At 67.3% G+C, this 26239-nt stretch carries 28 protein-coding genes; 10 read left to right on the forward strand and 18 right to left on the reverse strand.

Annotated features, from left to right (window positions below; genetic code table 11):
- Nucleotides 1–126: 126 nt before the first annotated feature.
- From ACY3GB_RS10765 to tpx, 6 genes are all read right to left on the reverse strand, one after another.
- A complete protein-coding gene (locus ACY3GB_RS10765; protein WP_463088731.1) occupies nucleotides 127–2223 on the reverse strand; it encodes a S9 family peptidase in 2097 nt (698 codons plus the stop codon).
- Between the two features lie 19 nt (nucleotides 2224–2242).
- Complete coding sequence (locus tag ACY3GB_RS10770; RefSeq protein ID WP_463088732.1) at nucleotides 2243–2992, reverse strand: energy transducer TonB; 750 nt, start codon at nucleotides 2990–2992, stop codon at nucleotides 2243–2245.
- Nucleotides 2992–3408 (reverse strand): TonB system transport protein ExbD, encoded by a 417-nt coding sequence (gene exbD / locus ACY3GB_RS10775; RefSeq protein WP_463088733.1) that lies wholly within the window; start codon nucleotides 3406–3408, stop codon nucleotides 2992–2994. Before exbD ends, ACY3GB_RS10770 begins: the two co-directional genes overlap by 1 nt.
- A 3-nt stretch (nucleotides 3409–3411) precedes the next feature.
- Nucleotides 3412–4185, reverse strand: a complete 774-nt coding sequence (gene exbB, locus ACY3GB_RS10780; RefSeq protein ID WP_463088734.1) for a tonB-system energizer ExbB — start codon at nucleotides 4183–4185, stop codon at nucleotides 3412–3414.
- Between the two features lie 89 nt (nucleotides 4186–4274).
- Nucleotides 4275–5117 (reverse strand): ChaN family lipoprotein, encoded by an 843-nt coding sequence (locus tag ACY3GB_RS10785; protein ID WP_463088735.1) that lies wholly within the window; start codon nucleotides 5115–5117, stop codon nucleotides 4275–4277.
- Nucleotides 5118–5257: 140 nt separating this feature from the next.
- Entirely contained in the window at nucleotides 5258–5755 is a 498-nt protein-coding gene (gene tpx / locus ACY3GB_RS10790) for a thiol peroxidase (RefSeq protein ID WP_463088736.1), read from the reverse strand.
- Nucleotides 5756–6033: 278 nt separating this feature from the next.
- Between tpx and ACY3GB_RS10795 the strand changes: the two genes are divergently transcribed.
- Together ACY3GB_RS10795 and ACY3GB_RS10800 are read left to right on the forward strand one after the other, a co-directional pair.
- Nucleotides 6034–6504 carry a DUF1842 domain-containing protein gene (locus ACY3GB_RS10795; RefSeq protein ID WP_463088737.1) on the forward strand — a complete coding sequence of 157 codons (471 nt, stop codon included), beginning with the start codon at nucleotides 6034–6036 and terminating at the stop codon, nucleotides 6502–6504.
- A 162-nt stretch (nucleotides 6505–6666) separates the two neighbouring features.
- Entirely contained in the window at nucleotides 6667–7371 is a 705-nt protein-coding gene (locus ACY3GB_RS10800) for a superoxide dismutase (protein WP_463088738.1), read from the forward strand.
- Nucleotides 7372–7383: 12 nt separating this feature from the next.
- On the opposite strand, the gene ACY3GB_RS10805 is transcribed toward ACY3GB_RS10800, so the two are convergent.
- Nucleotides 7384–7866, reverse strand: coding sequence for a MarR family winged helix-turn-helix transcriptional regulator (locus tag ACY3GB_RS10805; RefSeq protein ID WP_463088739.1), 483 nt, complete (start codon nucleotides 7864–7866; stop codon nucleotides 7384–7386).
- A 75-nt stretch (nucleotides 7867–7941) separates the two neighbouring features.
- Between ACY3GB_RS10805 and ACY3GB_RS10810 the strand changes: the two genes are divergently transcribed.
- From ACY3GB_RS10810 to ACY3GB_RS10825, 4 genes are all read left to right on the forward strand, one after another.
- A complete protein-coding gene (locus tag ACY3GB_RS10810) occupies nucleotides 7942–9192 on the forward strand; it encodes an alpha/beta hydrolase (protein WP_463088740.1) in 1251 nt (416 codons plus the stop codon).
- 104 nt (nucleotides 9193–9296) lie between these two features.
- Nucleotides 9297–10016, forward strand: coding sequence for a haloacid dehalogenase type II (locus ACY3GB_RS10815; protein ID WP_463088741.1), 720 nt, complete (start codon nucleotides 9297–9299; stop codon nucleotides 10014–10016).
- A 141-nt stretch (nucleotides 10017–10157) separates the two neighbouring features.
- A complete protein-coding gene (locus ACY3GB_RS10820) occupies nucleotides 10158–11192 on the forward strand; it encodes an ankyrin repeat domain-containing protein (protein ID WP_463088742.1) in 1035 nt (344 codons plus the stop codon).
- 52 nt (nucleotides 11193–11244) lie between these two features.
- Nucleotides 11245–12243 carry a hypothetical protein gene (locus ACY3GB_RS10825; RefSeq protein ID WP_463088743.1) on the forward strand — a complete coding sequence of 333 codons (999 nt, stop codon included), beginning with the start codon at nucleotides 11245–11247 and terminating at the stop codon, nucleotides 12241–12243.
- Nucleotides 12244–12293: 50 nt separating this feature from the next.
- Here ACY3GB_RS10825 and ACY3GB_RS10830 read toward each other — a convergent pair whose 3' ends face one another.
- Genes ACY3GB_RS10830 through ACY3GB_RS10845 form a run of 4 tightly spaced genes read right to left on the reverse strand, consistent with a single transcriptional unit; the run spans nucleotide 12294 to nucleotide 17347 of the window.
- A complete protein-coding gene (locus ACY3GB_RS10830; protein ID WP_463088744.1) occupies nucleotides 12294–15104 on the reverse strand; it encodes an ATP-binding protein in 2811 nt (936 codons plus the stop codon).
- A complete protein-coding gene (locus ACY3GB_RS10835) occupies nucleotides 15104–15862 on the reverse strand; it encodes a hypothetical protein (RefSeq protein ID WP_463088745.1) in 759 nt (252 codons plus the stop codon). The genes ACY3GB_RS10830 and ACY3GB_RS10835 overlap by 1 nt, the downstream gene beginning before the upstream one ends.
- 1 nt (nucleotide 15863) lies before the next feature.
- The gene (locus tag ACY3GB_RS10840; protein ID WP_463088746.1) at nucleotides 15864–16073 is read right to left on the reverse strand and encodes a hypothetical protein; all 210 of its coding nucleotides are present in this window, start codon (nucleotides 16071–16073) and stop codon (nucleotides 15864–15866) included.
- Nucleotides 16073–17347: a hypothetical protein gene (locus ACY3GB_RS10845; RefSeq protein ID WP_463088747.1), complete on the reverse strand. Its 1275-nt coding sequence runs from the start codon at nucleotides 17345–17347 to the stop codon at nucleotides 16073–16075. The genes ACY3GB_RS10840 and ACY3GB_RS10845 overlap by 1 nt, the downstream gene beginning before the upstream one ends.
- 121 nt (nucleotides 17348–17468) lie before the next feature.
- Here ACY3GB_RS10845 and ACY3GB_RS10850 point away from each other — a divergent pair, with 121 nt between their 5' ends.
- Genes ACY3GB_RS10850 through ACY3GB_RS10860 form a run of 3 tightly spaced genes read left to right on the forward strand, consistent with a single transcriptional unit; the run spans nucleotide 17469 to nucleotide 19383 of the window.
- Nucleotides 17469–18596 (forward strand): succinylglutamate desuccinylase/aspartoacylase family protein, encoded by a 1128-nt coding sequence (locus ACY3GB_RS10850; protein WP_463088748.1) that lies wholly within the window; start codon nucleotides 17469–17471, stop codon nucleotides 18594–18596.
- A 59-nt stretch (nucleotides 18597–18655) separates the two neighbouring features.
- Nucleotides 18656–19129, forward strand: a complete 474-nt coding sequence (locus ACY3GB_RS10855; RefSeq protein ID WP_463088749.1) for an inhibitor of vertebrate lysozyme family protein — start codon at nucleotides 18656–18658, stop codon at nucleotides 19127–19129.
- Entirely contained in the window at nucleotides 19126–19383 is a 258-nt protein-coding gene (locus ACY3GB_RS10860) for a putative hemolysin (protein WP_463088750.1), read from the forward strand. Before ACY3GB_RS10855 ends, ACY3GB_RS10860 begins: the two co-directional genes overlap by 4 nt.
- A gap of 124 nt (nucleotides 19384–19507) precedes the next feature.
- Here ACY3GB_RS10860 and ACY3GB_RS10865 read toward each other — a convergent pair whose 3' ends face one another.
- The 7 genes from ACY3GB_RS10865 to rplU form a co-directional block, all read right to left on the reverse strand.
- Nucleotides 19508–20275 carry an ABC transporter ATP-binding protein gene (locus tag ACY3GB_RS10865; RefSeq protein ID WP_463088751.1) on the reverse strand — a complete coding sequence of 256 codons (768 nt, stop codon included), beginning with the start codon at nucleotides 20273–20275 and terminating at the stop codon, nucleotides 19508–19510.
- Nucleotides 20276–20296: 21 nt separating this feature from the next.
- On the reverse strand, nucleotides 20297–21010 hold the full coding sequence (locus tag ACY3GB_RS10870) for an ABC transporter permease (RefSeq protein ID WP_463088752.1): 714 nt from the start codon (nucleotides 21008–21010) through the stop codon (nucleotides 20297–20299).
- A complete protein-coding gene (locus ACY3GB_RS10875) occupies nucleotides 21007–21696 on the reverse strand; it encodes an ABC transporter permease (protein WP_463088753.1) in 690 nt (229 codons plus the stop codon). The genes ACY3GB_RS10870 and ACY3GB_RS10875 overlap by 4 nt, the downstream gene beginning before the upstream one ends.
- 136 nt (nucleotides 21697–21832) lie before the next feature.
- Nucleotides 21833–22612, reverse strand: coding sequence for an ABC transporter substrate-binding protein (locus ACY3GB_RS10880; protein WP_463088754.1), 780 nt, complete (start codon nucleotides 22610–22612; stop codon nucleotides 21833–21835).
- A gap of 562 nt (nucleotides 22613–23174) precedes the next feature.
- Nucleotides 23175–24335, reverse strand: coding sequence for a GTPase ObgE (gene obgE, locus ACY3GB_RS10885; RefSeq protein ID WP_463088755.1), 1161 nt, complete (start codon nucleotides 24333–24335; stop codon nucleotides 23175–23177).
- 123 nt (nucleotides 24336–24458) lie between these two features.
- Complete coding sequence (gene rpmA / locus ACY3GB_RS10890) at nucleotides 24459–24734, reverse strand: 50S ribosomal protein L27 (RefSeq protein ID WP_021476841.1); 276 nt, start codon at nucleotides 24732–24734, stop codon at nucleotides 24459–24461.
- A gap of 12 nt (nucleotides 24735–24746) precedes the next feature.
- Nucleotides 24747–25058 carry a 50S ribosomal protein L21 gene (gene rplU / locus ACY3GB_RS10895; protein WP_463088756.1) on the reverse strand — a complete coding sequence of 104 codons (312 nt, stop codon included), beginning with the start codon at nucleotides 25056–25058 and terminating at the stop codon, nucleotides 24747–24749.
- A 181-nt stretch (nucleotides 25059–25239) separates the two neighbouring features.
- On the opposite strand from rplU, the gene ispB reads away from it, so the two are divergent.
- Nucleotides 25240–26220, forward strand: coding sequence for an octaprenyl diphosphate synthase (ispB, locus tag ACY3GB_RS10900; protein WP_463090934.1), 981 nt, complete (start codon nucleotides 25240–25242; stop codon nucleotides 26218–26220).
- The last annotated feature ends 19 nt before the right edge of the window (nucleotides 26221–26239 follow it).

Raw genomic sequence — 26239 nt, forward strand, 5'->3', positions numbered from 1 at the left:
AGTGATCGCTGTCCGAACCGCCCTGCCAGGGGCGCGTACGTTCGGACAGCAGGAAACAGGAGAGCGACGTGGAGATCAGGGCCGCGCGGGGCTGATCGCCCCGCCGGCGGCGGAATAAAACCAGGCTCACGGTTCGCGCCAGCCCGACAGAGTCAGTAAAAACGCGTATTCGCGGGCGTTGGCCGCCAGCCGGGACACGCGGCCGGACTGGCCGCGGTGGCCGGCCTCCATCTCGGTGATCAGCGCCAACTGCTGGCCCGGCCATTGCCGCTCGCGCAGCCGCGCCACCCACTTGGCCGGCTCCCAGTACGGCACCTGGCGATCATGCAGGCCGGCGGTCACCAACAAATGCGGGTACGGCCCCGCGCCGACGTTGTCTACCGGACTGTAGTCGCGCAGTCGGCGATAGGCGTCGGCATCGGCCGGATTGCCCCATTCTCCGTACTCGCCCACCGTCAGCGGCAAGGACGGGTCCTGCATGCTGGACAGCGCGTCGACGAAGGGCACCTGGGCCACCGCGCCGCGGAACAGGTCCGGCGCCTGGTTCAAGGCCGCGCCGATCAGCAGGCCGCCGGCGCTGCCGCCCATCGCGTACAACTGATCCGGCCGGCCGTAGCCCCGCCGCGCCAGTTCGCGGGCGGCGTCGACGAAATCATTGAAGCTGTTCTGCTTGTTGGCCAGGCGGCCGGCCTCGTGCCAGCGCCGGCCCAGCTCGCCGCCGCCGCGCACGTGGGCGATGGCGAACACGAAGCCCCGGTCCAGCAGGCTGACGCGCGGCGCGCTGAAGGCGGCGTCCATGCTCATGCCGTAAGCGCCGTAGCCGTACAGCAACAGCGGATTGCCGCCCTTGGCCAGCAGGCCCCGGCGGTAGACCAGCGACACCGGCACCCGCTCGCCGTCGCGGGCGCGTATCCACAGCCGCTCGCTGCGATAATCGGCGGCGCGATAGCCGGCCAGCCTGGGTTGCCACAAGGCGCGGGTCTTGCCGTTGGCAAGGTTCCACTCCCAGGTGGAGGTCGGCGTGGTCAGCGACGAGTAGCGGTAGCGCAGCCGCCCGCTGTCCGGGTCCGGATTGCGGTCGAACCAGACGCGGTAAGCCGGGTCCGGCAGCGGCAGCGTCCGGCTCGCGCCGTCCCGCCAGGCGATCGCGCGCACCCGGCTCAGGCCGTCATGCCGCTCCTTGACGATCAGATGGCGCTTCAACAGCAGAAAGCTTTCCACCTCGCGGTCGGCGCCGGGCGCGATCAGCGCGCGCCACGCCGCGCCGGGCGCGGCGCTGCGGTAGAGGCCGAAGCCGGCCGGGTCCGGATTGGCGCGCAGATAAAACGCGCCGCGGTAATGATCCAGATAGTATTCGCGGCCCGGCCGGCGCGCGGCGAACCGCTTGGCCGGGGCGCCGGCGTCCTGCGCGTCCAGCAGCCAGGCCTCGCTGCTGTCGCTGCCGGCGACGGCGATCAGCGCGTAGCGGCGCGAGGCGCTGGAAGACAGGCTGACGGTATAGGCCTCGTCCTTCTCCTCGAACACCAGCGCGTCTGCCTTGCCGCCGACAGTGTGGCGGTAGATGCGGCTGGGGCGGTAGGTGTCCGGGGCCACGGCGACATACCACAGCGCGCGGCCGTCGGCGGACCAGACCATCTCGGCGCCGGCCTTGCGGTCGCCAAGCGGCAGCCACTCGCCGCTGGCCAGATCGCGCAGCGCCAGCTGTTGCGCGCCGTCGCCCCGAACGTCCTCGGCCACCGCCAGATAGCGCCCGTCCGGCGACAGCTGCCAGCCGCCCAGCCGGTAGTAGCGCTTGCCCTTGGCCCGTTCGGCGGCGTCCAGCACCGTCCGCCATGCGCCGCCGGCAGCCGGCCGGCGCTCGTACACCGGCTGCTGCGCGCCCTCAGGGTAGCGTTCGCGGTATTCCCAGCCATTTTCTGTATAAGGAAGCGAAGCCTCGCCGCCGGCGCCGCGTGCCTGCATCTCCGCCAGCAGCTTGTCGCGCAGCGGCTGCTGGCCGGCCAGCAGCGCCTCGGCGTAGCGGTTCTCCGCCTGCAAATGGGCCAGCACCTCCGGCCGGCTGCGGCTGTCGTCGCGCAGCCAGGCGTAGGAATCGACGCGCGCGTCGCCGTGGGCGCTCAAGGTCTGCGGCCGGGCGGGAGCCCGGGGCGGCGCGTCGGCGCGCGCCAGCGCGGCGCACAGGCAGAGGCCCGCCAATGCGGCAAGGGAAAGAATAGGGTTCATCGTCGCTCGCGGCGGCCGGTCATCCGGCCTGGTTCAGGTCAAAATGGATGGGCAGTACGATGCGGATCTGGCCGTCGACCAAGCGCTCCGGCGGCGGCGCGGGCAGCGGTTGCGCGCGGCGCAGCACCGCCAGCGCCTCGCGGTCCAGCGACAGGGTGCCGCTGCCGGCCGCCAGGCTGGCGCTCTTGACCCGCCCGCCGGCGTCCAGCGTCACCTCCACTTTGGCGATGCCGCCGCGGCGGCGGCTGAGCGCGTCTTCCGGATAGCGCTTGTGGCTAGCCAGGTGGCCCAGCACCCGCCCCTCCCAATCGGCGTTGCGGGCGCTGCCGTCGCTGTTCTGCGCGGCGGCGGTGTCGTCGGCGCGCTGCGGCGCCTTGGCCGACGACGCCGATTCGGCGCTCCTGGCCGGCGGGCTGGCGCCATCGGCGTCGGCTTCGCCGGGCGCGCCGCCGCGCCGCGCCTGCAAGGCCACGCTCTGCCTGGCTTCGTCATTGCGCGCCAACTTCACCAGCGCGCGCTCGCCGGCGCGCGCCCGGGACGCGGCGCTGGCCATCTGCCGCTGTTGCGCCACCGGCTGGTCCGCCTTCGGCGTCGGCGCGCGCGCCTGCAAGGCCACCAGCTGCACCACCGCGGGCTGGGCGCTCGGCGGCTCGGCCTCGCCCGCGGCGGGCAAGCAGATCCACACCCACAGCAGCGGCGCGAGAGCCAACAGCAAGGCGCCGCCGCCCCAGCCGACGACGGGCCTCGGCCTGCGCTCGGTGGCGGCCATCAGCCGGCCTCCCGGCCCACCAGGCCCACTTGCAGGTAGCCGGCGGCGCGCAGGGCGTCCATCACCGCCATCACGTCCTCATACGCGGCGGCGCGGTCGGCCTGGAAAAACAGCGGGGTGTCGCGGCGGCCGCCGGTGGCGGCATCGAGAGCTTCGCCCAAACGCCCCAGCGGCGCCGGCTTGTCGCCCAGCAGCAGGCTGCGGTCCGGCTGCAAGGTGATGATCAACGGCTTGTCCGGCCGCGGCGCCGGCTTGGCGCGGGAGGCCGGCAGCTCGATGCGCTGATCGACGCTGGACAAGGGCGCGGCCACCATGAAGATGATCAGCAGCACCAGCATCACGTCGATGAAGGGCGTGACGTTGATTTCGGACAGCTCGGCCAGTTCGTCGCCGCCGCCGGAAGGAAAACCGCCCATCGCTCAGCGCCTCGCCGCGCGCGCGTCCAGCTCGCGGCTGAGCAGCAGCAGCAGCTGGCCGGCCACCTGCTGCTGCAGGCCCTTGTGGCCTTGCAGCCAGCGGCTGAACAGGTTGTAGATCACCACCGCCGGAATCGCGGCCACCAGGCCGACCGCGGTGGCCAGCAGCGCCTCGGCGATGCCGGGCGCGACGCTGGCCAGGCTGGTGTTGCCGCTGGCGGCGATGCCGGCGAAGCTGCGCATGATGCCCCACACGGTGCCGAACAGGCCGACGAAGGGCGCCACCGCGCCGATGGTGGCCAGCAAGCCGACGCCGCGCGCCAGCGAACGGGCGTGCGCGCTCTGCGCCTGCTCCAGCCGGAACGCGGCGCGCGCCTGCAAGGCGTCGCGCGGCGCGTCGGCGGCCGACAGCGCGATCTCGGCATCCACCTCCCGCAACAGGCCGCGCGCCAGGCCGTGGGCCGGCAGCGGCCGCACGCGCTCGCCGGCATCGGCCAAGGTCACGGCTTCGGCCAGCGCCGCATGGCCGCGGCGGCCTTCGCCGGCGGCCAGCCACAGCGCCGCGCCTTTGACCAGCAACACCAGCCAGCAGGCGAAGGCGGCGGCCAGCAAGGCCAGCATCACGCCCTTCACCACCGGATCGGCGGCGACGAACATCGCCAGCGGCGACAAGCCGGCGTCGGCAGCCGGCAGGGCCGCCAATGCCTGGACGGAATAAAGCGAAAGGCCGCTGCCTGCGATGCCGGGCAACGGCCTGATGGGAATGCTGGTCTTCATCAGTGACTAAGAGTTTGGGTGGAGATGCCCCACTCTATCACTAATGATTATCATTATCAATTAGCAGAATAGAAACAATCGCACGTCGTTCAGTCACTGGCTTTGGCGGTGCGCCAGACATAGTCCGCCTGCCCGCGGCCCAGCTCCACGCCCTCCTCGGCCAGCACCAGCACCGTCGCCGTCCGCCCCGGCGCCAGATCGGCCAGATGCAGCGGCGCGCCGACATCGCGCAGCACATGGTAGGCGCCGGCGATCAGCATCGCCGGCTTGGGCGCGGCCAGCAGCCGTTCCGCCATCCGCCGGTCGCGCTGCTGCTGCACCGCCAGCATGGAGGCCATCATGCCTTCATCCATCTTGCCGCCATGCTCGCCGCGGATCACCTCCTCCAGCCGGCTCGCCGCCCGCGGATCCCGCGACGCCCGCCCCTGCGGCCGCTCCTTGCTGGCGTAGTAGGCGCGCATCTGCTCGCGGTCCAGATTGGCCGCCAGCAGCGGATACGGCGCGCGCAGCAGCGTCATCGCCAGTTCGCCGTAAAGCTCCCACGGCCAGCCGCTCTGCCAGGCCACCAGTTCCCGCACCCGCGACGGACGCACGCTGGGATCGCCCTGCAGCCAGGCTTTCACCTCGTCCACCTTGGGCTGCTGGCCGGGTGTCAGCATTTCCAGCAGCGCGCTGCCCTGCGGCCGGCTCGCGGCCAAGCGCTGCGCCAGCCAGGTTTCTATCCGGTGGTGATGGCGGTTGTCGTGCTTCTCGCCCACCAACAGCATCTCCGCCGGCGCCAACTTGTCCAGCAGCTGATCCGGGCTCAACGTCTTGCCGCTGGCCGTCTCCACGATCCGGCCCGCCGGCGGTCCTTCCAGCTTCGCCGCCGGCTGCGCCGCGCAACCGGCCAGCCCGGCCAATAAGGCCGCCGCCGCCATCCATCGCTTCATCTCTTTCCCGCCTTGCTTTCTTTGCCAAGCCGGCATATTAAATGATAATGATTATCAATAACAAGCATGAACCATTTCGTTCGGCCAAAACAAAACCGGCTGCAAACGCAGCCGGTCGGGTCTCGAAACCAGCGGAAGGCTTACAGCGCGGCCAGGGCGGCGGCGTAGTCCGGCTCGTCGGCGATCTCGCCCACCAGCTGGCTGTGCAGCACCTTGTCGTCGGCGTCCAGCACCACCACGGCGCGCGCGGTCAGGCCGGCCAGCGGGCCGGAGGCCAGCTTGACGCCATAGGCTTCGGCGAAAGCCGGATTGCGGAAGGTGGACAGCGTGGCCACGTTCTCGATGCCCTCGGCGCCGCAGAAACGCTTCTGCGCGAACGGCAGGTCGGCGGACACGCACAACACCACAGTGTCGCTCAGCGCGGCGGCCTTCTCGTTGAACTTGCGCACCGACATCGCGCAGGTCGGGGTGTCCACGCTGGGGAAAATGTTGAGGATCTTGCGCTTGCCGGCGTAGTTGGCCAGCGACACCTCGGCCAGATCGCCGCCGGTCAGTTGCAGCGCCGGAGCTTGCTCGCCTTTGGACGGCAGCTTGCCCGCCACTTCCACCGGATTGCCGCGCAGGGTTACGGTTGCCATGTCTTGAATCCTCGTCAGGGTTGGAGATCGAGATAGTGTGGAGCAAAGCCGGTGGAATGCAACCCCGCCCCGCGCATGGTTGTCATCGGGATCGACCGCCAGGCTACCGTCCCGATGCGCACCAAATTCCAAACTGATCTAAATGACGGCGATTTTTATTTTATTTAGTTATATAAAGTGCAGGTGGCGCCGCTACCGTGGCGCCGCAAGAAGGCAATTCGGGACGCGCGCTTACCGGCGCCGTCGACTGTCATCCGATTTCATCAAGGAGTCCTAACATGGCCAACCAATTGGATCGCGATCAGAAGTCCGGACTGTTCATCGTCAGCTACAACGTCTTCAAGCCGGGCGTCGCCGGCGGCTACAACCTGCAACTGCGGCTGTCGGTCTATCCGCCGGCGCGCCGGGTCAGCGGCGAAGCCGTGATCACCCACGCCACCCAGCAGCCGCTGGTGTTCAAGACCGCGGTGCAAGGCAACTACGAGGAGATCAGCGGCGGCATCGAGCTGTTCCTGGCCGGCCACAACCTGCTGCAGGCGCAAGCCCAGCATGGCCAGCAACCGTCGCACTCGCTGCTAGGCGAAGATTTCCACTTCGACGGCCACCTGAAAGGCGGCTGGCAGGCTGAAACCGGTTCCCGCGCCCGCTACGCCTTCCTGCAGCACGGCCACTGGACCGAAGTGATCGGCCAGGACGTCCAGCTGTCCGATGAAGTGCGCCACGCCGCCAAAGCGCTGAACCTGCGCTAAGCGCCCGCGTCCGCGCAAACCGCCGGCGCCCCAGGCCCGGCGGTTTGTTCGTCTTCAGCCTGTCCATACGGCCATGGCGATCGCGCAAGCGGCGACTATCGTGCTTGGATGCGGGATTGAATCGCATGCGCCCCGCTTGCGTCCTCTTTACTGGAGATCGCCATGTCCGACCTGCCCGCCGAACTGAACCGCCGCGGCTTCCTGCTCGCCGCGGCCGGCGCCGCTGCCGCGCTCGCCCTGCCCGCGCTCCCCGGCCTTGCCCACGCCTCGCCGGCGCACACGCTGCCGCCGCTGCCCTACGCCGACAACGCGCTGGAGCCGGTGATCTCGGCCCGCACCATCGGCTTCCATTACGGCAAGCACCACAAGGCTTATCTCGACAATCTGAACAAGCTGATCGCGGGCCGCGACTACGCCTCCCTGCCGCTGGAAGACATCGTCACCCGCTCCTTCGGCCCCGCCGGCGACGCCGCCGTGTTCAACAACGCCGCCCAGCTGTGGAACCACACCTTCTATTGGCGCAGCATGCGGCCAAAAGGCGGCGGCATCCCGCCGCAAGGGCTGAGGGAGAGGATAGAAGCCTCGTTCGGCAGCGTGGACGCCTGTAGGCAGCAGCTGGCCGGCGCCGCGCTCTCCCAGTTCGGCAGCGGCTGGGCCTGGCTGGTGCAGGACGGCGACAAGCTGAGGGTGGTGAAAACCGGCAACGCCGACAACCCGATCACCTCAGGCTTGACGCCGCTGCTGAATATCGACGTGTGGGAACACGCCTATTATCTGGATTACCAGAACCGCCGCGCCGACTACGTCAACGCGGTGCTGGACAAGCTGATCGACTGGGAATTCGCGCAGCGCAACCTGAAGGCCTGACATCCGTCCGGCTCAAAGCTGATCGTAGACGCCGCCCAGGGCGCGCAGCACCTCGGCGGCGGCGTCGAGCGCCTGGTCGTCCATGCCCCGCAGCGCGCGCTCCAGCACCTCGGCCAGCAGGCATTCGCGCTCTCGGTGGCGCGCAAGGCCCAATTCGGTCAGTCCGACCAGCACCGAGCGCTTGTCCGCCAGCGACTTCGCTTTCTCCACATAGCCCTGCTCGCTGAGGCCATTCACCAATTGGGTGACGCCGGCGCCGGTGGTCTCGGTCAGCTCCGCCAGCCGCGCCACCGGCAGCGCGCCCTCCTCGGCCAGTATCCGCAGCACTCTCGCGTGCGACAGCGACAGCGCGCCGGCCTGGCGCGTGGCGCGGCCGCGCAGCCGCGCGTCGGCGGCGCTCAGGCTGTAGGCGGCGCGGGAGAGCCGCGCCAGCGCCTGCTGGCGCGCTTCTCCCGCCTCGCTGGACAAGGCATCCCCCTGGGGCTTGGTTGACATGCGTTCCGGCTCCACAATAATATAACTAAGTACTTAGTTAATTTCAGGTACGATCAATCTAACGAGGTGAAAATTATGTCACGTTCAGAAGCGCAAAGCTGGTCGCTGGACATCGCGCTGGCCCAGGGCGGTTTCGACGCCCTGCACCCGGAAGGCAAAAACACCCTGCTGCAGCTGGGCCATGACCCGGCCGATTTCGACGCCGTGTTCGAGCAGGTGAAAAGCGGCGCGATGTTGCCCAAGGCCTGGGCGGAAGTGGCCGCGCGGGCCGAACGGCGCGCCGCGCACTACGAGCGCGACGGCTACCGCCGCACCGCCGCCGACCTCTACCTGCGCGCCGCGGTGATGTGGGGCCGCGCGCAGTACTCGATCTTCGACACCGCCGATCCGCGCAAGGCCTCCTTGCGCGCGCGCTGCAACCACTGCGTGGCGCGCATCGGCGAGCTGCGCGGCGGCCGGGTGCGGCGGGTGGAGATTCCGTTCGAGGACGGCGCCATCCACGCGCTGCTGCACCTGCCGGACGGCGACGTCCGCCAGGCGCCGGCGGTGATCCTCGGTCCCGGCATGGACATGATCAAGGAAGACTACCTGTACGCCGCCGAGCGCTACTACGCCTCGCGCGGCATGGTGGCGCTATCGATAGAGGGCCCCGGCCAGGGCGAAAGCCGCGCCGGCGGCCTGACGGTCACGCTGGATAACTATGAACGGGCGCTGGAAGCCTACGCCGACTATCTTGCCGGTCTGCCCGAGGTGGACGCCGGCCGCATCGGCATGTTCGGCATCAGCATGAGCGGCTACTGGGGCATGCGCGCCGCCGCCGGCAATACCCGGCTGGCCGCGCTGGCCGCTTACGAGGCGGTTTGCGGCGACTTCCTCACCATCTTCGAGCGCGCCCAGCCCAGCTTCAAGAAAAACTACATGTATATGAGCGGCTACCGCGACGAAGCCCTTTTCGACCGCGAAATGCGCGACCGCATGCCGCTGGACGCGCTGGCCGCCGACATCCGCATCCCGGTGCTGCTGGGCATCGGCGAGTTCGACGAGCTGACGCCGCTGGAGCAAGCGCTGGCGTGTTACCAGCGCATCCGCGCGCCCAAGGAGATGCGCGTCTACGAGAACGAATTCCACCCGCTGGGCGGCGTGGCGGCGGAAGTCTTCCGCTACGGCGCGGAATGGCTGGAGCGGGCGCTGTCCGGCGATCCCGCGCTGCGCGAGCCGGGCCGGGATGTGCGCCACTACCTGCGCCGCGACGGCCATATCGGCGACGGCAGCGCCGCGCCGGACTGGTGGCAGGGAACAGACCCGGTGGACAGGCGCCAGCCCTGACCCGGCGGCGTTCGCGGCGGGCCGGCGGCGATACGCATTTGAACGATTGACGCCGTCCGGCTCCATCGCCAGACTGCCATCATGCCAAAGACATGGAGGCGGCCATGAGTCAGCCTGTTCAGGCCCTGCTGTTCGACGTGTTCGGCACGGTGGTGGATTGGCGCGAGGGCGTGGCCCGCGACGCCGCCGCCTTCCTGCGATGCCATCCCGGCGCCAGACAGGACGCTTACGCCTTCGCCGACGCCTGGCGCAGCCGCTACTCGCCGGCGATGGAGGTGGTGCGCGCCGGCCGCCGGCCGTTCACCCGGCTGGACCAGCTGCACCGCGAAAACCTGGAGGCCACGCTGCCGGCCTTCGGCATCGATCCGGCCTCGGCGCCGGAGGACCAGCTGCAATGGCTGAACCGCGCCTGGCACCGACTGGCCCCGTGGCCGGACAGCGTGGCCGGCCTGACCCGGCTGAAGGCGCGCTACATCATCGCCACGCTCAGCAACGGCAACACCAGCCTGCTGCTCAATATGGCCAAATACGCCGGCCTCCCCTGGGACGCGATACTCGGCGCCGAAACGGCCCAGGCCTACAAGCCGATGCCGCAGGCCTATCTGCGCACCGCGGAACTGCTGGACCTGCCGCCAGAGCGCATCTGCCTGGTGGCGGCGCACAACGGCGATCTGGCCGCCGCGCGCCAGTGCGGGCTGAAAACCGCCTTCGTGCCGCGGCCGCGCGAATTCGGCCCGGAACAGCGGACGGATCTGGCGGCGGAACAGGATTGGGATTGGGTGGCTAATGACTTGATCCAGCTGGCGGCGCTGCTCCAAGCCTGAGCCGCCACCACCCAACCTGTCCTTTTTGACAGTTACTCATACCTGCGCCCCCTGGGCTTGAGCGTCTAAAATTCCCCACCTTGCCAACCATGGCTTTCGCCATCGGCCCGCAACTTCGCTCAAATCAAAATGGATCCGCTCTTGAAACCGCAACTCCGCCTGAAAACGCTCGCCGCCGCCGTCATCGCCTGCGGCGCCCTGCTGCTGCCCCACGCCGCCGCCGCCAAAGCCAAGACGCTGGAAGACCAGCTGCTTGCCGCCGCGATCGCCTACGACGCCAAACCCAGCGCCCAGAAACTCGACAAGGTGAAGGCGCTGATCGGCAAAGGCGCCAAAGTCCATTTCGCGCTGTCGCCCACCAAGAAAACGCAAAACATCTCCCCGCTGAACCTGGCGCTGTTTGCCCGCAACTACGCGTTGGTGCAGACCTTCCTGGAACAAAAGCCCGACCTGAGCATCCCGGTCTACGACGAAGTGCTGGAACAACCGCTGCTGTATGCGATGAAGCATGCCGACCCGGACAAGCCCAGCGCCGATGACAACAAGATCGTCGCCGCGCTGCTGGCCGCCGGCCCCAATGTCAACACCTTCGACCACGACGGCGCGCTCAGCCCGCTGCTCTTCGCCTCCGGCAATATGCAGCCCTTTCCGGTTCGCGTCGATTGGCAAGAAGCGCTGCTGAAAGCGGGCGCCCAGCCCAACCAGCAGAACAATGAGGGCAACACCGCGCTGATGTCGACCTCGGCCGGCAATTTGCAAGCCCTGCAATTGCTGCTGAACGCCGGCGTCGACGCCAAGCTGAAAAACCGCAACGGCGCCACCGCGATGCACTATGTGTGCGAGCGCGACTCCGCGCTGACGAGCAAACCCGACCCTGACGCGGAAGCCCGCATCCGCCAGCTGAAAAAGGCCGGCGCCGATATCAACGGCATGGCGAGCCCGGATGCCGACATCCCGCTAGGCCCGCCGCTGATGGCCGCGATGAACAGCAAAAACCCCGACTGCGTGAAAGCGCTGCTGAAACTGGGCGCAGATCCGGATGGCCAGGCCTACGCCAATCCGGCCCACTCGGTGGAATGGAAGCACGACAAAGCGCCGCTGACCGTGCGTGAGGAAGTGCTGTCCGACACGATAGGCATGTACCCGGCCGAACTCGTCAAATTGCTGCGCCGCTAACCCCGCCTTTCGCGGCCTTTCGGGGCCGCGCCTCCCCGCTCAGGAAAACAATATGCATCGCATCGTCAAAACCGCCGCCCTGGCTTGCGCGCTGGCGCTGGCCGGCCAAGCCGCCGCCAAGCCCGCCTCGCTGGATGACCAGCTGACCCAGGCCACCTCTGCTTACCTGGAGAAGCCTTCCGCCAAGAAAATGCAGCGCATCCAGACCCTGCTGGGCAAGGGCGCGCGCCCGCACCACGCCCAGACCGGCACCGGTGACGCAGGCCTCGCCGCTCTGCCCTTCGCCATCGCCGCGCCCAGCCCGGAACTGGTCAAACTGTTCCTGGCCCGCAAGCCGGACCTGGAAATTCCGGTCATCCGCGAGAATCCGCTGACGCCGCTGCAATTGGCGGTGGCCGACGACGAAGCCGAGTCGGAAGACATGCTGCAAGTCATCTCGCTGTTGCTGGCCGCCGGCGCCGACATCAACAATCCCGGTCCCAACCGGCTGGTCACGCCGGTGATGCTGGCGGCCGGCTACGGCGGCGATCTAAGGCCGCTGCTGCTGCAACGCTTGCTGCAAGCCGGCGCCGATGCCAACCGTCCCAATATGGACAACGCCAGCGCGATCAACACCATGGCCGCGGGCAATCTGGACGCCATCCGTCTGCTGCAAACGGCCGGCGCAAAGCTGGACAACCGCAGCGACAGCGGCGAAACCGCGCTGCATCAGGTCTGCGCGCGGCCCGAGGCCGAGCAGGAGCAAGCCGACCCCCAAGCCGGCGAACGCATCCGCCTGTTCAAGGCCGCCGGCCTGAGCCTGAACCAGCAGCCGCCGGCCGCCAACGGCGACTACATCGTGATGCCGCTGGCCGCCGCGGTGGAAAGCGGCAACCGCGACTGCGTCAAGGCGATGCTGGCCGAAGGCGCCGATGCCGAGCTGCCGGTATTCGCCCATCTGACGGCGGAGAAAGCCGAGGCGGAAAGCCTGGACAACCCCAGCATCCGCCAATACGTGCAGAACCGCGCCGAAGAACTGGATGGCGGGATGGCGGCGCTGTTCCGCCGCTAGGCCCGGCATCCGCGAAGACAAACGGGACGGCGATGCCGTCCCGTTTTGGTTTACGCCTGCTCGCCGCCGTCCACCCGGCGCCGCGTCTGCAGAATCGGCGGCGCCCAGGTTTCGCCGGGCCGCTTCTTGCGGGTGGCCAGCGTCAGCTCCGACGGGGCGAAGATATTGATGTTGTGGGTGTTGGGCGTGGTGATCAGGTACTGCGCCTCGGTGGCCTTGAGGAAGCCGGCGACGCGGTCGATGTTGAAGATGTCGAGGTGGGCGAACGGCTCGTCGATGAAGACGAAGCCGGACGGATTGGACTCGTCCATCATCAGGCCGATCAGCAGGATCAGCGACTTCATCACCTGCTGGCCGCCGGAGGCCTCGCCGTCGTTCATGCCCATCATGCCCTTCTGGTCGAAGTTGAACTTCAGCACCAGGCCGGCCTGGGCCAGCACCGCGTCGTCGTTGGACAACTGCGGCAGCTCCACTTCCACCTGGATGCCGGCCAGCTCGCCCAGCCGCTTGACGTTCTGGCCGTAGGCGCGCACGGTGGCGCGCAGCTTGCCGATGTAGGCGGCGCGCGCCTCGTCGGTCAGCTCGCGCGAGCGGTCCACCTCGCCCTGGCGGCGCTGGCGCTCGCGGTCGAGCTGGGTCAAATCCTCCACCAGCTTGTCCTTCAGGGCCAGCACCGAGTCGTCCTGCTCCCAGTCGCCGCTCTGCAGCTTCTCTTCCAGGTAGTTCAGCTGGTGCTTGGCGTCGGCTGCGGTGTCGAACTCGTCCTCCAGCGCCGCCACATGCTCGGGCGCCAGCGCGTCGGCCGACAGGCGCTCCGCCCATTCGCGCAGCTCGCCGCTGAGCCGGCGCAGCTGGCGGCGCGCCAGCTCCACTTCCTGCAGCTTCTGATTGTACTTGGACAGGCTCTCCATCTCGCGCTGGCAGACGCGGTCGTGCGCCAGCCGCGCGTCGCCGTGGCGCTGGTCGGCGGCGTCCTTCTCCGCTCCGGCGGCGGCCAGCGCCGCGCCCTGGCGGGCGATCTCGGCCTCCAGCTCGGCCTTGCGCGATTCCAGCGCCGCGAATTCGTCGGCGCGGCTGTCCAGCTGGCGTATCGCGTCCATGCCGCCCAGGTACTCGGCCAGGCCCGCCGCCTCGCGGGTGGCGGCCACCAGCCGCTCCTCGCCGGCCAGGATGCGCACATTGAGCTGTTTCAGCTCGTCGCGCACCGCCAGCAGCCGCGACTGCCGCGCCGCTTCGCCGAATGCGTACTCGTGCGCCGGCACGCCGATGTGGCGCGCGCCGCGGCGCTCGCGGAAATAGCCGTCGCGGGTGATCCAGTCTCCTTCAGCGCTAGCGCCTTCCAGTGCGTTCTCCACCCGCGCCACGCTGTTCATCTGCCGGTACAGCCATTCCGGCGCGTCGGCGGAGAAGCGCACCACTTCCAGCAGGCTGCCCTTGTTGGCGCGCGGCGGCGCGGCGCGCTCCGGCACCACGAAATGGCGGTAGCGCAGCTTCTCGCCTATCTTCCAGGCCTCGCGGCGGTCGGACTCCCGGTCCAGCAGCACCACGTGGCGGTAGCCGCGCAACAAGGCCTCCACCGCGCCCTGCCAGTTGGAATCCATCACCTCGACGATGTCGGACAGCATCGCGTGCGGGATGCCGGCCTCGTCCAGCGCCGCCTTGAACTGGCGCACGTCCTCCGGCGAGCGGCCGCGGCCGATTTCCAGCGCCTGCAGGTGCTCCGAGCTGTCCTGGCGCTGCTTTTTCAGCTCGCGCAGGCCGTCCTTCAGTTGATCCGCCTCGGCGCGCAGCGCGGTCAGCTTGTCGGCCAGCTGGGCGGCGTCGGCGCCGTACTCCTTGCCGGCCAGCGCTTGCAGCCGGTCGCGCTCCTTCAGTTGGCCGGCCACGCCGGCGTGCTCGCCCTTGGCCTTCATGAAGGCGTCCTGCGCCGCCAGCCGCACCGTCTCGGCCGCGGCGCGCGCCTCGGCGGCGCTCACTTCGGCGGCTTTCAGCTTGGCCACCAGATCCAGCGTGTCGGCATGCTCGGCGCGCGCCTGGTTCAGCACGTGGTAGCCGGCGCGGTAGTCGCCCCATTGCTTGCCGAAGGCGGTTTTGGCGTCCAGATAGGCCAGCACCGGCAGCGCCTCGTCGCGCAGCCGGGCGATGCCGGTCTGCAGCTGCCGCCATTCCAGGTAGCGGTTGGCGCGGTTCTTCATCGCCTCCACCCGCACCTGCAGCGCCTCCTCCTGGCGGCCCAGCGCCTCCAGCTCCAGCTCGGTGGCGCGCTGCTCGTCGCGGGCGCGCTGGTAGTTGTCCAGCACGTCCTTGTCGCCGAACACCTGGAACACAAGGTCCAGCAGCTGGCGCGGGCTGTATTCGGTCAGCTTGTCGGTGTCGCCCTGCTCCAGCGCCAGCACCTCAGCCACCGCCGGGGTGAGGCCGGCGGCTTCCAGACGGCGGCGATATTCATGCACGCCCAGCCACTGCGCCTGGCCCTCGGCGTGCTCCAGCGCGATGTCGCCGTCCAGGATCGCGTAGTGGCGCACCCAGTCGCCGCCCTGCTTCTTGATCCGGCACAGCAGCGTCACCGACTCGGACACGATGGGGAAGAACGGCGTCGGATACAGGCCGCCGGACGGGCGGCGCGGATTGTCGACCACGCCGCGCAGATAGGCGAAAGCTTCCTTGTTGTTGCGCACGTAGCGCTTGTAGTCGCGCTTGCCGGAGCACTTGATCGCCAGCAGCGTGCGCATCGCGTCCAGCAAGGTGGTCTTCCCGGAGCCATTAGGCCCGATGATGGTGACGATCTGGGCGTCCAGCGGCACGCTCAGCCGCTGCCAGAAGTCCCAGTGCACCATCTCCACCGATTTCATCTGGAACATCAGCGAGCCTCCCCGTCGGCCGCGTCGTCCGGCGGCAGGTCAAACAGCGGGCCGGCCGACGCCATGCCGTCGTCCGCGCCCTCTTCTTCGATCTCGTCGTCCACCCGCTTGTCCACCAGCATGTCGCGGCCCTCGCGGCGCAGCAGCACGTCGGCCAGCGCGCCCTCGATGATGCGCGGCGCCAGCTGCGCGTAGTCGATCATCAGGTCCAGCATCGGTCCTTCGTCCAGCCAGCGGTTGCGGCGGACGATGAAGCCCAGGTTGACCAGGCGGCCCAGATTGGCGGCAAAGCGGGTGCGGCCGCCCAGCGCCTTGCCGAAGTCGGCGTACAGCGCGTCCTCGGAAATGCCGGTGGACACGGCCTCGCCGGTTTCCAGCGGCTTCTGCGCGCCGAACATGTCGCTCTGGCTCTCCTTGCCGGCCTCGACGCGAGCGATCTGGCGCTCGCGCTTGGGCAGGATGATCAGCGCCCACAGGATGACCAACAGCGCCACGCCGTCGCGCGGCAGGCCCAGATTGTTGTTGAGCCAGGCGTCGCCGGAGCCGAATACCGGCTCGGTCATCTCCGGCAGCAAGGCCGCCGCGATGTGCTCGGCGTACGGGTTCTCCACCAGGCGCAGGCCGACGGCGGCCAGGCTCTTGTCCAGCTCAGCGCGGAAGATGTCGTCCAGCAGCGCCTTGCGCGCCAGCGCGTCGGCTCGCGGCACCACCCGGTGCGCCAGCAGGCGGGCGGTGAGGGTTTTGATTTCGTGTTCCATATTATTTCTTGGCTTGCGCGACGCTCTGGATCAGCATCAGCGCGGCGGAGGCCGCCAGCGCGGCATCGCGCGGGTCGGCCAGATCCTGGTTGAACCGGGGCAATAACTGCCGATAGTGGGCAAGCAAGGCCCGCACTTCCTCGTCGCCATGCGCGTCAAGGCGGGCTTCCATCCGGGCAATGACGGCGCTCAACTCTTCGAACGTAACCATCAGCGCGCGTCCTGGCCGCCATTGGCCACCAGCCTGGCATCGGACAAGGTCGCCACCTCCGGGTGGTCCGGCGCGATCACGCCGTCTCCGCCCTGCAGGCTGAACGGCAGCTTGGCCAGCGCGGCGACGATGCTCTGGTCGTTGCTGGTTTCCGGGTCGCCGATCAGGGACAGCAGCGACAGCCGGTAGGCGGTTTCGTTGTAGCTGTCGGCCAGCACCGCCTGGCTGATGTGGGCGTCGGCCTTGCCGCTCATGCCCAGTTCCAGCAGCAGGTCGTACATTTCTTCGGCCTCCAGCAGCCGCTCCATCTCGGGCGCGTCGGCCAGCGGCGCGGCCTCGCCGCCCGGCAGCACGTGCGCGCCGGCCTTGGCGCGCTCGCGCGCCAACAGCTCGAACTCGGCCACGTCGGCCAGCTCCGGCGTGGACAGGAAAGCCGGCTCCGGACTGATGGACCAGCCGCCCGCCAGCTTGCCGGCCAGCATGGCCGCGCCCTGGCGGCGCAGCCAGTCGGCGATGTCGGTGGAGGTGAGGCCGGAATTGCCCAGGTGCACGCGCTGCGCGGCCAGCTGCGCCAGCCGGCGCTCGAAGGTGCCGGCCAGCGCCAGCATTCGGCTCTGCGCCAGCGCGATGGCCTGGGCCTGGTTCAGCACGGTCAGGCTCAGCGTGTCGTCCCGGGTCAGGCTACGCACCACCTCGGTAGACTTGGCCACCCAGCGCCATACCGCCTCCAGCCGATGCTGGGCGGCGCGGATGCGGAATTCGGACTGCGACTCCAGCGCTTCCTCGAATTCGGCGTACAGCTCGTTCAGCCGCGCCAACAGGTGCTTCAGCGCTTCGTCCGACACCTGGCCGACCGCCTGGCCGGCCGCCACCTGGCTGGCCAGATAGCCCAGCTCGACGTCGTCGCCGGAGAAATCGACCAGCGTCGCCAGGGCCGCCAGCGCGACGCGCGCGCCCTCGGACAGCTGGTAGACGCCGCCGTCGCTGTCGTAGACCAGCAGATCGCCTTCGCGCAGCCGCCCCAGAATGGTGGCCAGTTTGGTATCGTTAAGGTAGGAGAAGCGCTGGGCGATTTCCTGCGGCGTCCACAGCGGCGCCTCGGCGCGGCCGCCCAGCTCTCGCAGCACCAGGAGGCGCATCAGCACTTCCTCGTCGCCGCCGCGGAACAGCGTGACGAAAACGGACAGATAGCCCCATGCGCCCTGCAGGCGCGACACGGCCTGCAGCGAGCCGGGCTCGATGCCGGGCTGGAAGAAATCGGACAATGAATCCAAGCGCGCTCCACAAGCTGGGGTGAATCAAAGCGGAGATTGTCCCGGCGGCCCGCCGCTTCGTCAACGCGGCGATGCGTTTTATCCTGGCCGCGAGCCATAACAAATCATCAGAGGAGATATCATGCTCACCCGCCACCATCCGCTGCTGTCGCCCAGCCTGGGCTGCCAGCGCGCGCTGACCAGCTTCCACTTCGGCCAGGAAGGCCGCGGCGAGAAGGTCCACATCCAGGCCAGCCTGCACGCCGACGAACTGCCCGGCATGCTGGCGGCCTGGCACCTGAAGCAGCGGCTGCGCCAGCTGGAAGACGAAGGCGCCATCCTGGGCGAGATCACGGTGCTGCCGATGGCCAACCCCATCGGCCTGAACCAGAACCATAGCAACCGCCTGCTGGGCCGCTTCGAGCTGATGAGCGGCCAGAACTTCAATCGCCATTATCTGCCGCTGGCCGAACCGGTATTCGCCGCCGTGCGCCAGCAGCTGGGCGCGGACGCCAAGGCCAACACCCGGCTGATCCGCGCCGCGATGCGGGCCGAGCTGGCTCGCCAGCAACCGCAGACCGAGCTGCAATCGCTGCGCCACGCGCTGCAATCGATGGCCTTCGACGCCGACATCATGCTGGACCTGCACTGCGACAGCCGCGCCGACATCCACCTGTACACCGGCACGCCGCTGTGGGACCAATGCGAGCCGCTGGCCCGCTACCTGGGCGTCTGCGCCAGCCTGCTGGCCGAGGACTCCGGCGATTATCCGTTCGACGAGTCCTGCAGCCAGCCGTGGTGGCAGCTGCGCGACCTGGCCGTCCGGGCCGGGCTGTCCGCGCCGATCGAAATGGCCTGCCTGGCGGTGACGATAGAGCTGCGCGGCGAGTGCGACGTCAACCACGAATACGCGGCCAAGGATGCCGAGGCCATCATCCATTTCCTGCAGCGCCGCGGCGTGATCGCCGGCGACGCGCCGCCGCTGCCGCCGCTGCGCCATCCGGCGACCCCGCTGGCCGGCTCTGAGGACTTGCTGGCGCCGCACGCAGGCGTCGTGACCTACCGCGCCGAGCCCGGCAGCAAGCTCGCGCCCGGCGACCTAGTGGCCGACGTCATCGATCCGCTGACCGATACCGTCACCCAGGTGTGCACCCAGCGCGGCGGCGTGCTGTACGCCACCAGCGACCGGCCCTACGCCACCACCGGCCTCGGCCTCGCCCGCGTGGCCGGCGACACCGCGTTCAAGAGCGGCAAGCTGTTGACCGCCTGACGGAATTTTCGCCGCCGGCGGCGATCCAAGCTGTTTTGCCTCGCCGCCGGATTCCGCCCATGAAAACGCTCTCTCCCCTGCTATTGTCCCTGTCCATCCTGCTGTCGGCCGCGGCGGCCGTCGCCGCGCCCGCGTCTTCCGCGCCGGCCGCCGAGGCGGTGTTCGCCGAACTGGCGCGCCAGCCCGCCTACCAGGCGGCCTGGATGAGCATGACGGCGGGCGCCAAAGACGCGCCGGAGTGGCTGCGCGAAGCCCGCGCCACCAGCGCGCCCTACCATGCGGCCACCATCGCCGGCAAACGCTACCTGGCCGGCGAGATGTGCAAGCCGCACGACTGCGCCGGCAACCGCTTCTTTGGCCTGCTCAGCGCCGACAAGCGCCGCGCGATGGGCCTGCTGGTGACCGTGGCCGACGTGCCCGAGGCGGTGGACCATCCGGCCAAGCACGCCAGCTACCGCTGGCTGGGCAAGCCGGACAAGAACCAGCGCGCCTATCTGATGCAACAACTGAAACAGGACCCGAACTGGAAATGAAAACGCTGAAACCCGCTCTCGCCGCGCTGCCGGCGCTGCTCCTGGCCGCCTGCGCGCAAAACCCGGCGCCGCAGCCGCAAGCTGTCGGCATGGCCAACCCGGCCTCGGTCCATTGCGTGAAACAGGGTGGCAAGCTGCTGCCGCAAAAGGATGCCGCCGGCAACGAATACGCGCTGTGCCAGCTGCCCGACGGGCGGGCGGTGGAGGAATGGACGCTGTTCCGCTCGCAGCAGCCGGCCGCGCCGGCGCCGTAAACCAAGTTATCCACAGCCATCGTTCGAATCCTGATTTATCCACAGGATGGGATGGCGCGCCAAAAAACAAACCCGCCGGCTGACCGCTCCGGCGGGTTTCCTACCCCCTTTGGCAGGGATAGTCTTACTTTAGACTACCGGACAGGAAAGCCTTCAGCCTTTCGCTCTTGGTGTTGCCGAACACTTCGTCGGGATGGCCCTCTTCCTCCACGCGGCCCTGGTGCAGGAACATCACGTGGTTGGACACGTTGCGGGCGAAGCCCATTTCATGGGTGACGACGATCATGGTGCGGCCCTCTTCGGCCAGCGCCTGCATCACCTTCAGCACCTCGCCCACCAGCTCCGGGTCCAGCGCCGAGGTCGGCTCGTCGAACAACATCACTTCCGGCTCCATCGTCAGCGCGCGGGCGATGGCCACGCGTTGCTGCTGGCCGCCGGACAGGTGGGCCGGGTATTTGGCCTGGGCGCGCTCGTCCAGCCCCACCTTGGCCAGGTACTTCTTGGCGCGGGCGACCGCTTCCTCGCGCGGCAGGCCCAGCACATGCACCGGCGCCTCGATGACGTTTTCCAGCACCGTCATGTGGCCCCACAGGTTGAAGTGCTGGAACACCATGGCCAGCTTGGTGCGCATGGTCTGCAGCTGTTTCTGGTCGGCCGGCACCAGCTCGCCCTGCTTGTTGCGCGCCAGGCGGATTTCCTCGCCGTTCAGCGCGATGGAGCCATCGTTCGGCTTTTCCAGGAAGTTGATGCAGCGCAGGAAGGTGCTCTTGCCCGAGCCCGACGAGCCGATGATGCTGATCACGTCGCCGGCCTTGGCCTTCAGCGAGATGCCTTTCAGAACTTCGTGGTCGCCGTAGCTCTTGTGAATGTTGCTGATGTTCAGCTTGTCCATCTAATAAATCCCCAGTATTTCTCAGCTCTTGGTCGGATGCAGGTAAGCGAGCCAGCGGGCTTCAGCCTTGCGGAACAGGCCGACCAGAATAAAGGTGATGCTCAGATACAGCAAGGCCGCCAGGCCGAAGGCGTTGAAGGAATCGTACGTGGCGGCGTTGGCGTCGCGCGCGACCTTCAGGATATCCGGCACGGTGGCGGTGAAGGCCACGGTGGTGGCGTGCAGCATCAGGATCACTTCGTTGCTGTACGCCGGCAGCGCCCGGCGCAGCGCCGACGGGATGATCACCCTGCGGTACAGCGTGAACGGGCTCATGCCGTAAGCGCGCCCGGCCTCGATCTCGCCGTAGGACGTGGCCTTGATCGCGCCGGCGAAGATTTCGGTGGTGTAGGCGCAGGTGTTCAGCGCGAACGCCAGGATGGTGCAGTTGTAGCCTTCGCGGAAGAAGTGGTTGAGGAAACCCACCTCGCGCACCACGTCCAGGCTGTACATGCCGCTGTAGAAGAAGATCAGCTGCACGTAGAGCGGCGTGCCGCGGAACACGTAGGTGTACAGCCACACCGAACGCGCCAGCCACTTCACCTTGGACACGCGCGCCACCGCCAGCGGAATGGAGACGACGAAGCCGAAGGCGATGGACAGCGCCAACAGCCACATGGTGACCGCCAGGCCGGACAGGTGGTAGCCGTCGCTCCACAGGAAGGCCCGCCAGTATTGCTGGATGATGTCTATCATAGGTCGGCCTCCCGCACACCGGTGGAATAGCGGCGCTCCAGCTTGGCCAACACGAAATTGGACAGCGTGGTCAGCGCCAGATAGATGGCGCCCGCCACTAGCGTGAAGAAGAACACGCGGTAGGTGCTCTTGCCGGCGTCCACCGACGCCTTGACCACATCGGCCAGGCCGATGATGGAGACCAGCGCGGTGGCTTTCAGCATCACCTGCCAGTTATTGGAGATGCCGGGCAGCGCGAAGCGCATCATCTGCGGGAACTGCACGCGGTGGAACACCTGCCAGCCGCTCATGCCGTAGGCGATGCCGGCCTCGATCTGCCCCCTGGGCACGGACAGGAAGGCGCCGCGCAGCGTCTCGGTGAAATAGGCGCCGTAAATGAAGCCCAGCGTGACGATGCCGGACACGAAGGGATCGAGGTCGATCTGGTCGATGTGCATCGCCTCGGTGATCTTGTTCATGCCGATCTGCAGGCTGTAGAAGATCAGCAGCATCAGCACCAGGTCGGGCACGCCGCGCACCAGGGTGGTGTACAGCGTGGACACGCCGCCCAGCAGCGGGTTGTGCGACAGCTTGGCGCCGGCGCCGACCAGGCCGATGGCGAAGGCCAGCAGCAGCGACAGCACCGACAGCTCCAGCGTCACCAGCGTCCCCTGCCAGATAATGGGACCGAATCCATCCAGAAACATATGTTCCCCTTGTCGAGTGGCCGCCGCTTTCAGCTTATATTGCCGAATGGCGACGGACGCTCCAGATCAATACGCCCCGCAAAGCGGGGCGCATCACAGCGCGGGCGGGCGGTCGGGCCGCGCGCCCGGAACGGCATCAGCCGCCGTACACGTCGAAGGAGAAGTACTTCTTCTCGATCTTCTTGTAGGTGCCGTCCTTCAGCATGTCGGCGATCGCCTTGTCGATGCCGGCCTTCAGGTCCTTGTCTTCCTTGCGCAGGCCGATGCCGGCGCCTTCGCCCAGGGTCTGCGGATCGACCAGGTCCTTGCCGGCGAAGGCGAAGCCCTTGCCTTCAGGCTTCTTCAGGAAGCCGATGTCGGCCTGCACCGCGTCCTGCAAGGACGCGTCCAGACGGCCCGCGGCCAGGTCGGCCAGCACCAGGGTCTGGTTCTGGTAGGGAACCACTTCCACGCCGGCCGGCGCCCAGTGCTTCTTGGCGTAGGCTTCCTGGATGGTGCCCTGCTCCACGCCCACGCGCTTGCCCTTCAGCGAGGCCGGGGTCGGCATCAGGCCGGAGCCGGACTTGGCGATCATGCGGGTCGGGGTGTTGAACAGCTTGGCGGAGAAGGCGATTTCCTTCATCCGGGCTTCGGTCATCGACATCGACGACAGCACGCCGTCGAACTTCTTGGCCTTCAGCGCGGGAATCATGCCGTCGAAATCGTTTTCCACCCACACGCACTTGGCTTTCATGCGTTTGCAGATTTCGTTGCCCAGGTCGACGTCGAAGCCCACCACCTGGCCGTTCGGCACCTTGTACTCGAACGGCGCGTAGCTGGCGTCGACGCCGAAGCGGATTTCCTTCCAGTCTTTGGCGTAAGCCCCCAGGGACGCGGCCATCAGGCCAACGGCCAGCGCAGCAAGTGCTTTCTTCATTTCCTTCTCCTCATCAATCGTTACTGCCTTGTTGGTATCCGGACCCAGCCGGACTTTCTCTCAGGGCCGATTCCGCCTGGCCCGCGCCGCCCGGTGCGGCCCCGGTCCGAGGCGGCGGCTGCACCAGTTATATAGTTAGAGTATTTCGTCTAGCAAGCCGGATTTCGCCGCTCCGCCGGCCGGGCCCCCGGCTGGCGGATGACAAAACCTGGCGCCTGGTCCCAGACCGGCTCCTCCCGCCCGCGCCGTCAAAACGGCTGGACAGGAAGGCGCGGCACGGCGCCGGGGCTTTGTCGGCGGCTCTTCCCGGCTTCGGCTTCGACAAGCAGAATTCATGCCACGGCCATCCGGAGGCGATCGCCTCCCGCGCAATCGCCTGAGGACAAAATACAACATCCAATCGACTTGGGAAGTAACGGCGCGTGAAAAGATCGGTGTACAGCAAAGCGACGTAAATTGCCGAAAATCGGCCAAAACCCCGCATTTTGCCCAGGTGGAATAAAAAAGCGGGCTGGATATGCATCCAGCCCGCTTCCCATAGCAGTTAAATACTGCGATTTCGTTACGCGTCGTCACCTTCGCTTACCGCCGGTGCCTCCGGGGTAATCACCTTCTGCTTGGCTGCCGCGGCCTGCTGCTTCTGCTCATCGGCTTCCTTGCGCGCCGCGGCGCGCACCACGTCCAGGTAGGCCATGATGGCGAAAGTCAGCTCGCGGGTGCCTTCGTGGTTCAGCGCGGAAATGGAGAACACGCGCGGCGCCTTGATGTCGAAGCCCAGGCTGTCGTCCGGCTTCTCGGCTGGCCAGCCGTAGGCGTTGAGGAAGGCCGACACCGTCAGCTCGCGCTCGTCCGGCGGCAGCATGTCCACCTTGTTCAGCACCAGCCAGCGCGGCTTGTCGTGCAGCTCTTCATCGTACTTCTTCAGCTCTTCCACAATGGCGCGCGCCTCGCGCACCGGATCGACGTCCGGATCGAACGGGGCGATGTCCACCACGTGCAGCAGCAGGCCGGTGCGCTGCAGGTGCTTCAGGAAGCGGTGGCCCAGGCCCGCGCCTTCCGCCGCGCCTTCGATCAGGCCCGGAATGTCGGCGATCACGAAGCTGCGGGTATCGTCCATCCGCACCACGCCCAGGTTGGGATGCAGCGTGGTGAACGGATAATCCGCCACCTTGGGGCGCGCGGCGGACACCGAACGGATGAAGGTGGACTTGCCGGCATTGGGCATGCCGAGCAGGCCGACGTCGGCCAATACCTTCAACTCCAGCTTGAGGGTGCGCTGCTCGCCCTGCTCGCCCGGCGTGCATTGGCGCGGCGAACGGTTGGTGGACGACTTGAAATGGATGTTGCCGAGGCCGCCCTTGCCGCCCTTGGCGATCATGACGCGCTGGCCGTGGTGGGTCAGGTCGGCCACCAGCTCGCCGGTGTCGTGGTCGGTGATCACCGTGCCCACCGGCATTTTCAGCTCGATATCGTCGCCGCCCTTGCCGTAGCAATCGGCGCCGCGGCCGCGTTCGCCATGCTCCGCCAGGTATTTCTTGACGAAGCGGAACTCCACCAGGGTGTTGACGTTTTCGTCGGCCACCGCGAACACGCTGCCACCCTTGCCGCCATCGCCGCCGTCCGGGCCGCCGAACGGAATGTATTTTTCACGGCGGAAGCTGGCCACGCCATTGCCGCCCCGGCCGGCCATCACTTCAATGCGGGCTTCATCGATAAACTTCATGTCTACAACCTCTGTTCTGCGAGGAGTCAGGGGTCAGGACTGGCTCCAGCCCTCACGCCTTGCCCCTCGGTATGAAAAAAGCCCTATCGAAGGATAGGGCTTTCTCGGATGCTGGAAAGCGAATTATTCGCCGTCAACACCGGTGTACGGAATCACGTTAACGGTCTTGCGCTGTTGCGCGCCCTTAACGGTGAATTCAACGTAGCCATCAACCTTGGCGAACAGGGTGTGATCCTTGCCCTGACCAACGTTTTCACCAGCGTGGAAGCGGGTGCCGCGCTGACGCACGATGATGGAACCAGCCGGAATCAGTTCGCTGCCGTAAACCTTAACGCCCAGGCGTTTGGCTTCGGAGTCACGACCGTTGCGGGAGCTACCGCCTGCTTTTTTGTGTGCCATGACTGTTTATCCTTACTTCGAAATCGCGTCGATGCGGATTTCGGTGTAGTTCTGACGATGACCCTGGTGTTTCTGGTAGTGCTTACGACGACGCATCTTGAAGATGCGGATCTTGTCGCCACGACCATGGGAAACAACGGTGGCCTTCACGGAGGCGCCGGAAACCAGCGGGGCGCCTACAACAACCTGTTCACCGTCAGCAATCATCAGCACTTCTTCAAGTACGATCTGGCTGTCGACGTCTGCAGGTATCTGTTCTACTTTGAGTTTTTCACCGATGGCAACTTTGTACTGCTTGCCGCCGGTTTTTATGACCGCATACATTCGCATGAGCTCCTGATAAATGAATCTCCCCACGCCTGATGCGCAGGGAACGCGAGACTATACGGGCCTATCGCCAACTTGTCAATGATTTCATCGACTTAAGCGGCGAGCACGGCGGCATGGCGGCTGCGGGGGCTTTTCTGGTAACATCCAGAACTTTGGCGTAGCCCTCGAACAATAACTGGTTGAAAACGTGTCCACCCCGCTTTTCCGAACCCTGATAGCCGACGACATGCAGACGGTAGACAGCGTGATCCGCGCCCGCCTGCACTCCGACGTCGTCCTGATCCGCCAGGTGGCGGAATACATCATCTCCGCCGGGGGCAAGCGCCTGCGCCCAATCCTGACCCTGCTGTCGGGCCGCGCGCTGGGCTACCGCGGGGAGCACCTGTTCGAACTCGCCGCCATGATAGAGTTCATTCATACCGCCACCCTGCTGCACGACGACGTGGTGGACGAGTCCGACCTGCGCCGCGGCCGCAAGACCGCCAACGCGCTGTTCGGCAACGCCGCCAGCGTGCTGGTGGGCGACTTCCTCTACACCCGCGCCTTCCAGATGATGGTCACCACCCGCAACATGACCATCCTGGAAGTGATGGCCGAGGCGACCAACATCATCGCCGAAGGCGAGGTGCTGCAACTGTTGAACATCGGCAACACCGACGTCAGCGAAGACGAATACCTGAAAGTCATCCAGTACAAGACCGCCAAGCTGTTCGAAGCCGCCGCCCGCGTCGGCGCGCTGATCGCCGACGCCTCCGCCGAACAGGTGCAGGCGATGGCCGACTACGGCATGTACCTGGGCACCGCCTTCCAGATCATCGACGACGTGCTGGACTACAGCGGCGACGCCGACACCATAGGCAAGAGCCTGGGCGACGACCTGGCCGAAGGCAAGCCGACCCTGCCGCTGATCTACACCATGCGCAACGGCAGCCCGGAAGCGTCCGCGCTGGTGCGCGACGCGCTGGAAAACGCCAACCGCGACCGTTTCCACGATGTATTGAATGCGGTACAATCCTGCGGCGCGCTGGAATACGCCAAGAATGAAGCCGTGAAAATGGCCGAACAGGCCATCGCCTCCTTGCAGAACATTCCCGATTCGGAAGTCCGCCAGGCCCTGATCGAATTGGCCCGCCTATCGGTGGAGCGCAGCGCCTGACCGCACCAGTTTTCCGTAG

Source organism: Chromobacterium sp. Ag138, from assembly GCF_055181315.1.

Coding starts and splice junctions, on each gene's coding strand:
- rplU (WP_463088756.1), bottom strand. CDS start 25,058: ATGTATGCGGTCATAAAAACCGGCGGCAAGCAGTACAAAGTTGCCATC.
- ACY3GB_RS10855 (WP_463088749.1), top strand. CDS start 18,656: ATGAAAACGCTCTCTCCCCTGCTATTGTCCCTGTCCATCCTGCTGTCG.
- ACY3GB_RS10835 (WP_463088745.1), bottom strand. CDS start 15,862: ATGGAACACGAAATCAAAACCCTCACCGCCCGCCTGCTGGCGCACCGG.
- ACY3GB_RS10875 (WP_463088753.1), bottom strand. CDS start 21,696: ATGTTTCTGGATGGATTCGGTCCCATTATCTGGCAGGGGACGCTGGTG.
- ACY3GB_RS10860 (WP_463088750.1), top strand. CDS start 19,126: ATGAAAACGCTGAAACCCGCTCTCGCCGCGCTGCCGGCGCTGCTCCTG.
- ACY3GB_RS10805 (WP_463088739.1), bottom strand. CDS start 7,866: ATGTCAACCAAGCCCCAGGGGGATGCCTTGTCCAGCGAGGCGGGAGAA.
- ACY3GB_RS10840 (WP_463088746.1), bottom strand. CDS start 16,073: ATGGTTACGTTCGAAGAGTTGAGCGCCGTCATTGCCCGGATGGAAGCC.
- ACY3GB_RS10870 (WP_463088752.1), bottom strand. CDS start 21,010: ATGATAGACATCATCCAGCAATACTGGCGGGCCTTCCTGTGGAGCGAC.
- exbB (WP_463088734.1), bottom strand. CDS start 4,185: ATGAAGACCAGCATTCCCATCAGGCCGTTGCCCGGCATCGCAGGCAGC.
- ACY3GB_RS10865 (WP_463088751.1), bottom strand. CDS start 20,275: ATGGACAAGCTGAACATCAGCAACATTCACAAGAGCTACGGCGACCAC.
- ACY3GB_RS10815 (WP_463088741.1), top strand. CDS start 9,297: ATGAGTCAGCCTGTTCAGGCCCTGCTGTTCGACGTGTTCGGCACGGTG.
- ACY3GB_RS10810 (WP_463088740.1), top strand. CDS start 7,942: ATGTCACGTTCAGAAGCGCAAAGCTGGTCGCTGGACATCGCGCTGGCC.
- exbD (WP_463088733.1), bottom strand. CDS start 3,408: ATGGGCGGTTTTCCTTCCGGCGGCGGCGACGAACTGGCCGAGCTGTCC.
- obgE (WP_463088755.1), bottom strand. CDS start 24,335: ATGAAGTTTATCGATGAAGCCCGCATTGAAGTGATGGCCGGCCGGGGC.
- ACY3GB_RS10800 (WP_463088738.1), top strand. CDS start 6,667: ATGTCCGACCTGCCCGCCGAACTGAACCGCCGCGGCTTCCTGCTCGCC.
- tpx (WP_463088736.1), bottom strand. CDS start 5,755: ATGGCAACCGTAACCCTGCGCGGCAATCCGGTGGAAGTGGCGGGCAAG.
- ACY3GB_RS10880 (WP_463088754.1), bottom strand. CDS start 22,612: ATGAAGAAAGCACTTGCTGCGCTGGCCGTTGGCCTGATGGCCGCGTCC.
- ACY3GB_RS10765 (WP_463088731.1), bottom strand. CDS start 2,223: ATGAACCCTATTCTTTCCCTTGCCGCATTGGCGGGCCTCTGCCTGTGC.
- ACY3GB_RS10795 (WP_463088737.1), top strand. CDS start 6,034: ATGGCCAACCAATTGGATCGCGATCAGAAGTCCGGACTGTTCATCGTC.
- ACY3GB_RS10850 (WP_463088748.1), top strand. CDS start 17,469: ATGCTCACCCGCCACCATCCGCTGCTGTCGCCCAGCCTGGGCTGCCAG.
- ACY3GB_RS10830 (WP_463088744.1), bottom strand. CDS start 15,104: ATGTTCCAGATGAAATCGGTGGAGATGGTGCACTGGGACTTCTGGCAG.
- ACY3GB_RS10825 (WP_463088743.1), top strand. CDS start 11,245: ATGCATCGCATCGTCAAAACCGCCGCCCTGGCTTGCGCGCTGGCGCTG.
- ACY3GB_RS10785 (WP_463088735.1), bottom strand. CDS start 5,117: ATGAAGCGATGGATGGCGGCGGCGGCCTTATTGGCCGGGCTGGCCGGT.
- rpmA (WP_021476841.1), bottom strand. CDS start 24,734: ATGGCACACAAAAAAGCAGGCGGTAGCTCCCGCAACGGTCGTGACTCC.
- ACY3GB_RS10770 (WP_463088732.1), bottom strand. CDS start 2,992: ATGGCCGCCACCGAGCGCAGGCCGAGGCCCGTCGTCGGCTGGGGCGGC.